Origin of the sequence: Amycolatopsis thermalba (assembly GCF_003385215.1) — a bacterium.
Lineage (GTDB): Bacteria > Actinomycetota > Actinomycetes > Mycobacteriales > Pseudonocardiaceae > Amycolatopsis_E > Amycolatopsis_E thermalba.
In genome coordinates this window covers 59775-69802 of sequence record NZ_PQHW01000023.1, presented here as the reverse complement: position 1 = coordinate 69802, position 10028 = coordinate 59775, and the positions used below count along the sequence as shown (strand labels likewise).

8 protein-coding genes and 1 rRNA gene are annotated in these 10028 nt (G+C 74.4%); all 9 read left to right on the top strand.

What is annotated here, in order from left to right:
- Positions 1-8 precede the first annotated feature (8 nt).
- The 9 genes from rrf to D0D15_RS12550 all read left to right on the top strand — a co-directional run bounded on the left by rrf (position 9) and on the right by D0D15_RS12550 (position 9934).
- Positions 9-125, top strand: a 5S ribosomal RNA gene (gene rrf / locus D0D15_RS12590).
- A gap of 97 nt (positions 126-222) precedes the next feature.
- Positions 223-2919: a hypothetical protein gene (locus tag D0D15_RS36990; protein ID WP_233157518.1), complete on the top strand. Its 2697-nt coding sequence runs from the start codon at positions 223-225 to the stop codon at positions 2917-2919.
- The gene (locus D0D15_RS12580) at positions 2912-3922 is read left to right on the top strand and encodes an HAD-IIA family hydrolase (protein WP_094008702.1); all 1011 of its coding nucleotides are present in this window, start codon (positions 2912-2914) and stop codon (positions 3920-3922) included. The genes D0D15_RS36990 and D0D15_RS12580 overlap by 8 nt, the downstream gene beginning before the upstream one ends.
- 10 nt (positions 3923-3932) lie before the next feature.
- On the top strand, positions 3933-4142 hold the full coding sequence (locus tag D0D15_RS12575; protein ID WP_191244011.1) for a hypothetical protein: 210 nt from the start codon (positions 3933-3935) through the stop codon (positions 4140-4142).
- Positions 4143-4146: 4 nt separating this feature from the next.
- Positions 4147-4956 carry a TlyA family RNA methyltransferase gene (locus D0D15_RS12570; RefSeq protein ID WP_094008700.1) on the top strand — a complete coding sequence of 270 codons (810 nt, stop codon included), beginning with the start codon at positions 4147-4149 and terminating at the stop codon, positions 4954-4956.
- Complete coding sequence (locus D0D15_RS12565) at positions 4953-5864, top strand: NAD kinase (protein WP_094008699.1); 912 nt, start codon at positions 4953-4955, stop codon at positions 5862-5864. The genes D0D15_RS12570 and D0D15_RS12565 overlap by 4 nt, the downstream gene beginning before the upstream one ends.
- A gap of 47 nt (positions 5865-5911) precedes the next feature.
- Complete coding sequence (recN, locus tag D0D15_RS12560; RefSeq protein WP_198958384.1) at positions 5912-7702, top strand: DNA repair protein RecN; 1791 nt, start codon at positions 5912-5914, stop codon at positions 7700-7702.
- A 103-nt stretch (positions 7703-7805) separates the two neighbouring features.
- The gene (gene steA, locus D0D15_RS12555; protein WP_094008697.1) at positions 7806-8990 is read left to right on the top strand and encodes a putative cytokinetic ring protein SteA; all 1185 of its coding nucleotides are present in this window, start codon (positions 7806-7808) and stop codon (positions 8988-8990) included.
- The gene (locus D0D15_RS12550; protein ID WP_094008696.1) at positions 8987-9934 is read left to right on the top strand and encodes a copper transporter; all 948 of its coding nucleotides are present in this window, start codon (positions 8987-8989) and stop codon (positions 9932-9934) included. The genes steA and D0D15_RS12550 overlap by 4 nt, the downstream gene beginning before the upstream one ends.
- Positions 9935-10028 lie beyond the last annotated feature (94 nt).

Genomic DNA, 10028 nt, shown 5'->3' with positions numbered 1-10028 from the left:
CACAGAGTTTCGGTGGTCATGGCGGCAGGGAAACGCCCGGTCCCATTCCGAACCCGGAAGCTAAGCCTGCCAGCGCCGATGGTACTGCACCCCCGCGGGTGTGGGAGAGTAGGACACCGCCGAACACCCTTTCCCAAGGGCCCGTTAGGATAGCCGATTGGCTCGCCTGACGGGCCCTTGGCGCGTTTACTGATCTTCACAACCTAGAAAGAGGAGGCCCAGGTGGCGGACTTCGGACGGCGCGACTTCGACGGCGCCGCGTCCGATCGCCCCCGGCGCCGCGATACGGCTCCCGGCGCAGGACGATCGGGAGCACAGCGAGGCACCCCGCACGGCAAGGCGGGACAGGGTGGCCGGTCGGGCGGATATGGCCGGCAGGACGACAAACGATCCGGCGGACGCGACTTCGGCGACCGCCGAGGCGGCACGGGCAACCGCTCGAGCTGGAACCGCGACGACGAGCGCCGCGGAAGCAACCGCGGCTCCGACGACCGACGCGGCGAGCGGTCCGGCTGGACCCGGGACGACAACCGCCGCGGCAACGACCGCGGCGGCTGGAACCGAGACGACAAGCGCGGCGACCGCTCGTACGACAACCGCCGCGGCGACCGCCCCTCCGAGGGCCGCGGCGGCGACCGCTCTTACGACAATCGCCGTGGTGACCGCCCCTCCGAGGGGCGCGGTGGCGATCGCCAGGGCTGGACCCGCGACGATCGCGGCGGCCGATCGTTCGACAACCGCGGCAGCCGCTCCGCGGAGGGGCGCGGCGGCGACAACCGTGGCAGCCGCTCCTTCGAGGGGCGCCGTGATGAGAACCGCGGTGGGCGCTCGTTCGAAGGGCGGGGTGGCGACCGCCGGGACTGGAACCGCGACGACAAGCGCGGTGGCCGCTCGTTCGAGGGGCGCCGCGATGACAGCCGTGGAGGCCGCTCCTTCGAAGGACGTGGCAGCGATCGTCGCGAGGACCGTGGTGGGCGCTCCTTCGAGGGGCGTGGCGGTGACCGTCGCGAGGAAAGCCGTGGCGGGCGCTCGTTCGAGAGCCGCGGCGGCTGGAACCGTGGCGACCGTTCCTCCGACAACCGTGGTGAGCGGGGCGGCCGGTCCTTCGAGGCGCGCGGTGGCGACCGTCGCGACGAGAACCGCGGGGGTCGTTCGTTCGACAACCGCGGCGGCGAGCGCCGGTCCTTCGACGACCGGCGTGGTGACCGCCCGGGCTGGAACCGCGACGACAACCGCGGGAGTGACAACCGGCGTGGCGGCGGCTACGGGAAGCGGGACGACAACCGCTCCGGTGGTCCCCGTCGTGACGACACCCGGTCGGGCGGGCGCGGCTACGGCCGGGACGACCGCCCGGGCGGAAAGTTCGACCGCGGCGGCGACCGGCCGGCCCGCAAGTTCGACGACAACCGCTCCGGAGGCCGCTTCAACCGCGACGACCGCCCCGGCAGCCGTGACGATCGCTCCGGCGGCCGTTTCCAACGGGACGATCGCTCCGGGGGGCGCTTCGAGCGGGACAACCGCTCGGGGGGCCGTTTCGAGCGTGGTGACCGCTCTGGCTGGAAGCGGGACGAGCGCTCCGATCGTGGCGCCCGGCCAAGCCCGAAGCGCGATGACGACCGCTCGGGCCGCGGGTTCGATCGCGGCGAGCGGCCCCAGCCGGTCGGCGACGAGCGCTCCGTGCCCGCCGAGGAGCGGCTGGACCAGCCGCAGGCTGGGCAGCCTTCGATCGAGCTGACCGACGAAGAGGCGCGCCCGGCCGACGAGGTGGCCGCGCCGGTGACGAATGAGGAGCACGGGGAGACCGCCGGCGAGGTGGCTGCCGAGGGCAGCCTCGCCGGAGGCGAGGTCGTTGGGCGTGAGAGCGCCCAGGAGGCCGGCATCGCCGATGATGACGACATCGCCGGGGCGGCTCCCGTGGTCCGTGCGGAGCATGAAGCCGACACCCCTGACGAAGACGACATCGCCGGATCGGCTCCTGTGGTCCGTGCGGAACGCGGCGAGGCCGACGCCCTCGATGATGACGACATCGCCGGGGCGGCTCCTGTGGTCCGCGCGGAGCACGAGGCCGGCGCCCTCGACGAAGACGACGTCGCTGGGCCGGCTGCCGCTCCGGTGGCCCGTGAGGAGCACGTCGAGATCGCGGACGCGGAGTTCCGCTCCGCCGCTGCGCGTGAGGAGCGCCGCCGGAGTGATGACCGGCGCGGTAGGCGCGGCGGTGATCTGGACGACGCGGCCCTCGCGCGGGAGCTGCTCGAAGCGCCCGAGCTGCCGGAGGACATCGAGTACAGCGACCTCGACCCGGACGTCCGGCGGGAGCTGCGCTCGCTGCCCAAGTCGCTCGCCGAGACCGTCGGCAAGCACCTCGTCGCGGCGGGGAACCTGATCGACACCGACCCGGAGGCCGCCCTGGCGCACGCCAAGTACGCCAAGACCCGCGCCTCCCGGATCCCGATCGTCCGCGAGGCGCTCGGCCTGGTGTCCTACCACGCCGGCCGCTGGCAGGAAGCCCTCGCCGAGCTGCGGGCCGTCCGCCGGATGACCCACACCGACCAGCACGTGGCCGTCATCGCCGACGCCGAGCGCGCCCTGGGCCGCCCCGAGCGAGCCCTGGACCTCGCCAAGGAGATGCAGGGCCACAAGCTGCCGCGGGACGTCGAGATCGAGCTGAAGATCGTCGCCGCCGGGGCGCGGCGCGACCTCGGCCAGGTGGACGCCGCCGTCGTCTCCCTGCAGGGCGACGACCTCGACCCGCGCAAGCGCGACCCGTGGAGCGCCCGGCTGTTCTACGCCTACGCCGACAACCTCGTCGCGGCCGGCCGCGGCGAAGAAGCGCTCCGCTGGTTTCTGCACGCCGCCGAAGCGGATGCGGAGGACGAGACCGACGCCGCCGAGCGCGCCGCGGAGCTCGCGAATGGCTGACGCCCTCCAGGCCGCCTACGACGCGTTCCTGTTCGACCTCGACGGAACCGTCTACCGCGGCCCCCGGCCCATCCCGGGGGCCGCGGCGGCCATCCGCCAGCTGCGCGACCAGGGCGCGCCCGTGCGCTTCGTGACCAACAACGCGTCCAAGGCGCCCGGCGACGTCGCGGCCCACCTCCGCGGCCTCGACGTCGACGCCACCCCGGACGAGGTCAGCACGAGCGCCCAGGCCGCCGCCCGGCTCCTCGGCGACCGGCTGCCCGCCGGGGCGGTCGTCCTCGTCGTCGGCACCGCCGCGCTCGCGAACGAGATCACCGCCGTGGGCCTGGAGCCCGTGCGCGAGGCCGGGGATGACGTCGCCGCCGTCGTGCAGGGCCACAACCCCGCCACCGGCTGGGCCGACCTGGCCGAGGCGTGTCTCGCCATCCGCGCCGGTGCGCTGTGGGTGGCCTGCAACGTCGACACCACCCTGCCCACCGAACGCGGCCTGCTGCCCGGCAACGGCTCGATGGTCGCCGCCCTGCGCGCCGCCACCGGCGCCACCCCGGAGGTCGCCGGCAAGCCCGAGGCCCCGCTGTTTCACACCGCCGCGAAGTCGGCCGGCGCGAACCGCCCGCTGGCGATCGGGGACCGGCTGGACACCGACATCGCGGGCGCCGTCACCGCCGGCATGGACTCGCTGTGCGTGCTCACCGGCGTCGCCACCCCCGCCACCCTGGTCACCGCGGTGCCCGCCGAGCGCCCGACCTACCTCGGCGCCGGCCTCGGCGCCCTGGCCGAGCCCGCGGACGAACTCCGCGTCGCCCCGCAGCCCGGCTGGCAGGTCCGCCGCGACGGCGACACCCTCCTGGTGACCGGCGAGGGCGACCCGCTGGCCCTGCTGCGCACCCTCTGCGCCACGGCCTGGGACACCGGCGTCACCGCCGTCCGCGCCGGAGACCACTCCGCCGGAAAAGCCCTCACCGAGCTGGGGCTGCCCTCCGGCGGCGAGCCGATCCGTTAGCGTGGTGACCGTGCAGCACCAACCGACTCCGCAGCCGCCGCGCCCGGTGCCCGGGCCGCCGCCGAGCGCCGCGCCGCAGGCCGACCCGCGCGCGGGCATCGAGGAGGCCATGGCCGCGCTCGACGACCTGGACCAGATCCCGCTCGCCGAGCACGTCGAGCGCTTCGACGCCGTGCACTCCGAGCTGACCTTCGCCCTGTCCAGCATCGACAAGGTGTGAGCCGATGCCCCGCAGGGCCCGCCTGGACGCCGAACTGGTGCGTCGCGGCCTCGCCCGCTCCCGCGAGCACGCCAGCACGCTGATCAGCGAGGGCAAGGTGACCGTCAACGGCATGGTCGCCGGCAAACCCGCCACCGGCGTCGACACCGGTGCGCCGATCGTGGTCAAATCCGCCGACGACCCCGGCTGGGCCTCCCGCGGCGCCCACAAGCTGCTCGGCGCGCTCGAGGCCTTCGAACCGGCCGGGCTGTCCGTCGCCGGCAAACGCTGCCTCGACGCGGGCGCCTCGACCGGCGGCTTCACCGACGTCCTGCTGCGCCGCGGCGCCAGCCAGGTCGTGGCCGCCGACGTCGGCCGCGGCCTGCTCGACTGGCGGCTGCAGACCGACGAACGCGTCGTCGTGCTGGACAAGACCAACGTCCGCAACCTCACCCCCGAGCAGTGCGGCGGGCCGGTCGACCTGGTCGTCGGCGACCTGTCGTTCATCTCGCTGCGCCTGGTCCTGCCCGCGCTCGCCGCGTGCGCGACCGCCGGCGCCGACCTGCTGCCGATGGTCAAGCCGCAGTTCGAGGTCGGCAAGGAACGCCTCGGCAGCGGCGGGGTGGTGCGGGACCCGGACCTGCGCGCCCGCGCCGTCCTGGACGTGCTGGACTCCGCCGCCGCGCTGGGCCTGCACCCGCACGGGGTGGTCGCCAGCCCGCTGCCGGGACCGTCCGGCAACGTCGAATACTTCGCCTGGCTGCGCCGCGATCCGGCGCCGGACCAGGACGTCGAGCAACTGGTCCGCGACGCGGTCGGGAAGGGTCCCCAGTGAGCGAGAGCCGCGAGGTGCTGCTGGTCATGCACCCCGACCGGGAGACGACCAAGGACGCCGCGCGGGAGGTCGCGACCCGGTTCAGCGAGGCCGGCATCGGGCTGCGCGTCATCGACGACGAGGTCAAGGAGCTGATCGAGCACGACTCCCTGGACGAGCTGTGCACCCTGGTCGCGCCGCACGACGACCCGGCCCGCGGTGCCGAGCTGGTGCTCGTGCTCGGCGGCGACGGCACCCTGCTGCGGGCCGCCGAGCTGGCCCGCCCCGCCGGGGTGCCGGTGCTGGGCGTCAACCTGGGCCGGGTCGGGTTCCTCACCGAGGCTGACTCGGACGCGCTCACCGAGACCGTGCAGCGGGTGGTGTCCCGCGAATACACCGTCGAGGAGCGCATGACGATCGACGTCACGGTGTCGGTCGAGGGCCGGATCGTGGCGCGCACCTGGGCGCTCAACGAGGCCAGCGTGGAGAAGAGCACCCGCGAGCGGATCCTGGACGCGCTCATCGAGGTCGACGGCAGGCCGGTGTCCGCCTTCGGCTGCGACGGTGTGCTGTGCGCCACTCCGACCGGTTCGACCGCCTACGCGTTCTCCGCGGGCGGCCCGATCATCTGGCCCGACGTCGAGGCGCTGCTCGTCGTGCCCAGCAACGCGCACGCGATGTTCTCCCGCCCGCTGGTCGTCTCGCGGGACTCGGTGATCACCGTCGGCATCGACCCGTTCGGCTCGCCCGCGGTCCTGACCTGCGACGGGCTGCGCCACATCGCCCTGCCACGCGGCGCGCGGGTCGAGGTCGTGGCGGGGGAGGTGCCGGTCCGGCTGGCCCGCCTGCACCCGGGCCCGTTCACCGACCGGCTGGTCCACAAGTTCTCGCTGCCCGTCAAGAGCTGGCGGGAACGGCACGCGCGCTGAGGCGAGGCGGGCGCGGATTGTCGGGGCGGACCGCTACGGTGGTCTGCGTGCTGGCCGAGATGCGCATCCAGGGCCTCGGAGTGATCGAGGACGCCCTGCTCGAACTGCACCCGGGATTCACCGTGGTCACCGGCGAGACCGGCGCCGGCAAGACCATGGTCGTCACCGGGCTGCACCTGCTGTCCGGGGGACGCGCCGAGGCGTCGAAGGTCCGCAACGGCTCGGGCCGGGCGAGCGTCGAGGGACGCTTCGAAGGCGTGTTCGCCGAGCACGTCGCCCGGATCGTCGCCGACGCCGGCGGCGAGACCGACGAGGACGGCAGCCTCATCGCGCTGCGCTCGGTGGGCGCCGACGGGCGCTCCCGCGCCCACCTGGGCGGCCGCTCGGTGCCGGTCAGCGTGCTGTCCGACCTGGCCGACCGGCTGCTGGCCGTGCACGGGCAGAACGACCAGCTGCGGCTGCTGCGCCCGGCCGAGCAGCGCGACGTGCTCGACCGGTTCGCCGGGGACGACGTCGCCGAGCCGCTGCGCGAGTACCGGGCGGTCCGCGACGAGTGGCTCGCCGTGGTCGCCGAGCTGGCCGAACGCACCAGCCGCTCGCGCGAGATGGCGCAGCAGGCCGACCTGCTCAAGCACGGGCTGGACGAGATCGCCGCCGTCGACCCGAAGCCGGGGGAGGACGCGGAGCTGGCCGAGCGGGTCAAGCGGCTCACCGCGACCGAGGAGCTGCGGGCCGCGGCCAGCGCCGCGCAGGCGGCGGTGTCCGGGGCCGCGGACGGCGACCCGGACCAGCCCGGCGCGCTCGGCCTGATCGGCGAGGCGCGCCGCCGGCTGTCCGGCGCGGACGACTCGGCGCTGCGGGACCTGGAGCCCCGGCTGGCCGAGGCCGAGATGCTGCTCAACGACGTGGGCGCCGAGCTGGGCGGCTACCTCGACGGGCTGGACGCCGATCCGGGCCTGCTGGAGCAGATCCTCGCCCGGCAGGCCGAGCTGAAGACCCTGACCCGCAAGTACGCCGCCGACGTCGACGGCGTCCTGGCCTGGGCCGAGGACGCGAACTCGCGCCTGGCGTCGATGGACACCTCCGAGGAGGCCCTGGCGGCGCTGGCCGCGCGGCGGGACGAGCTGGCGGAGCAGCTGGCCGGGCACGCCGCCGCGGTGTCGAAGGCCCGCTCGGCCGCGGCCGCGGAGCTGGCCGGTGCGGTCACCGAGGAGCTGTCCGGCCTGGCGATGGGCCAGGCCCAGATCGAGGTGACCGTGAAGCGGCGCGCCACCGACGCGTCCGATCCGCAGGCGCTGCGCGTGGACGGCGAGCTGGTGCACGCGGGCGGCTCCGGCGTCGACGACGTCGAGCTGATGCTCAAGGCGCACCCGGCCGCGCCGGCGATGCCGGTGCACAAGGCCGCCTCCGGCGGTGAGCTGTCCCGCGTGATGCTCGCGATCGAGGTCGTGCTGGCCGACGCGGACACCGTGCAGACGCTGGTGTTCGACGAGGTCGACGCCGGGGTCGGCGGCCGTGCGGCGATCGAGATCGGGCGGCGGCTGGCCCGGCTGGCCCGCACCCACCAGGTGCTCGTGGTGACCCACCTGCCGCAGGTGGCCGCGTTCGCCGACCGGCACCTGGTGGTCGACAAGGGCACCGCGGAGGGCGTCACGCGCAGCGACGTGAAGACCCTGCAGAAGTCCGAGCGGGTGGTCGAGCTGGCGCGGATGCTCGCCGGGATGGAGAGCACCGAGACCGGGCGCGCGCACGCGGAGGAACTGCTCGCGGTGGCCGACGCGGACAAGCAGGCGGCCGCCAAACCCCGCCGCAAGCCGGGGAAGCGTCCCAAGCGCTGACCGTCCACACGCACCGGTGCCGCCGGGCATCACCGCGAGAAACCGGATTGTGCACGGCGTGTTGCGAGCGGACATCCGGTGTTCGTTTGTCACCATCGGACACATGAAGCTTCCCGGTCTGCTCAACCGCAACACCGAGGCCCTCCCCGGCATCGTCGGCGTCGCCCGGGTGGACCGGCGCACGCGCGACCTGCTCCGGCGCGTCGGCCCCGGCGACATCGTGGTGCTGGACCAGATCGACCTGGACCGCGCCACCGCCGACGCGCTCGTCGAAGCCGAGGTCGCCGCCGTGGTGAACGCCTCGCCGTCGATCTCCGGGCGGTTTCCCAACCTGGGCCCGGAGATCCTGGTCAACGCCGGCATCCCGCTGGTCGACAACGTCGGCGGCGAGGTGCTGCGCCGGATCAAGGACGGCAGCCGCGTCCGCCTGCACGAGGGCGTCGTGTACGTCGGCGACCGGCAGATCGCCGGCGGCAGCGAGCAGACGCCGGACAGCGTGGCCGACCAGATGATCGAGGCCAAGGCCGGGATGTCCACCCAGCTGGAGGCCTTCTCCGCGAACACGATCGAGTTCCTGCGCCGGGAGCGCACGCTGATCCTCGACGGCGTCGGCGTGCCCGAGGTGCGGGTGCCGCTGCGCGACCGGCACGTGCTGGTCGTCGCGCCCGGCAAGGGGCACGCCGAAGACCTCAGGGCGCTCAAGAAGTACATCGCCGAGCACCGGCCGGTGCTGATCGGCGTGGACGGCGGCGCGGACACGCTGCGCGCGCAGAAGTACCAGCCGGACATCATCGTCGGCGACCCGTTCGGCATCGACGCCGAGACGCTCAAGTGCGGCGCCGAGGTCGTCGTCCCGGCCCAGCCGGACGGGCACGCGCCGGGTGTGGCGCGCATCCAGGACCTGGGCATCGGCGCGGTCACCTTCCCCGCGTCGGGCAACCCGGAGGACCTGGCGCTGCTGCTCGCCGACGCCCACGAGGCCGGGCTCGTGGTCACCGTCGGGTTCCAGGCGACGCTGCGGGAGTTCCTCGACCACGGCCGGTCCGGGTCGAACCCGTCGACGTTCCTGACCCGGCTCAAGCTCGGCACGCGCCTGGTCGACGGCAAGGCGGTCGCCGCGCTGCACCGCAGCCGCGTGTCGCTGGGCGCGGTGGTGCTGCTCGTGGTCGCCGCGCTCGTCGCGGTCGCGGTCGCGCTGCTCATGTCCGACGTCGGCGGGGCGTACCTGGACTGGGCGCGCTCCACCTGGGATTCGTTCACAAGCTGGGTCAAGGGGCTCTTCACGTGATTTCTCTGCGGTACCACATCGTCTCGATCGCGGCGGTGTTCCTGGCGCTGGCCGTGGGCGTCGTGCTCGGGTCGACGGCGCTGAACGGGTCGCTGCTGTCCGGGCTGTCCGACGAGAAGGGCAAGCTCGCCACGCAGGTGTCCGATCTCCAGGCCCAGCGCAACGAGCTGAACGCGCGGCTGTCCGATGCGGACGCCTTCGCCGGGTCGGTCGGCCCGAAGGTGGTCGCGGGCGCCCTGGACCGGCGCTCGGTCGTGCTGATCACGACGCAGGAGGCGAACCCGGCCGACCGCGACGCGCTGCGGCAGCTGATCGAGCAGTCCGGCGCGCGGGTGTCGGGGGAGCTGCAGCTGACCGATTCGTTCACCGATCCGGTGAAGGCCGACCAGCTGCGCCAGGTGGTGACCCGGCTGCAGCCGGCCGGCTCGACGTTCCCGACGGCGGGCGACCCGGGCACGCTGGCCGGGGCGCTGGTCGGTTCGGTGCTGCTGCTCAACAAGGACACCGCGCAGCCGCAGTCCACAACGGACGAACTGGCGGCGGCGATCGCGGGGCTGCAGGACGGCGGGTTCGCCAACGCCAGCCCGGGCATCGCGCCGGGCCAGCTGGCGCTGGTGCTGACCGGCGGCCAGGCGACGGGTGACGGGGCGGGCGACAAGGCCGCGACGCTGGCCCGGTTCGCGGCGCAGCTGGACCGCTCGGGCGCCGGGACGGTGCTCGCGGGTGACCCGGCTTCGGCTGAGGGCACCGGCGCGATCGGCTTCGTGCGGGCCGACACCTCGGCGACGTCTATCCTGTCCACTGTGGACAACGCGAACACGGCCGCCGGGCGGGTCAGCACCGTGCTGGCGCTGAAGGAACAGCTCGACGGCGGGACCGGGCGGTACGGCTTCGCGGGCAACGCGCAGTCGCCGGCGCCCGGGGTGGCACAGCCCGGGAGCTGACGGGCGCGGGCCGCGGTGGTGGCCCCGGCTGGCAGTGCGAGCCGCGAGCTGTGGCCGGCGGTTCTGCCGGGCGTGCGCCTGGAGGGCGCGGGGT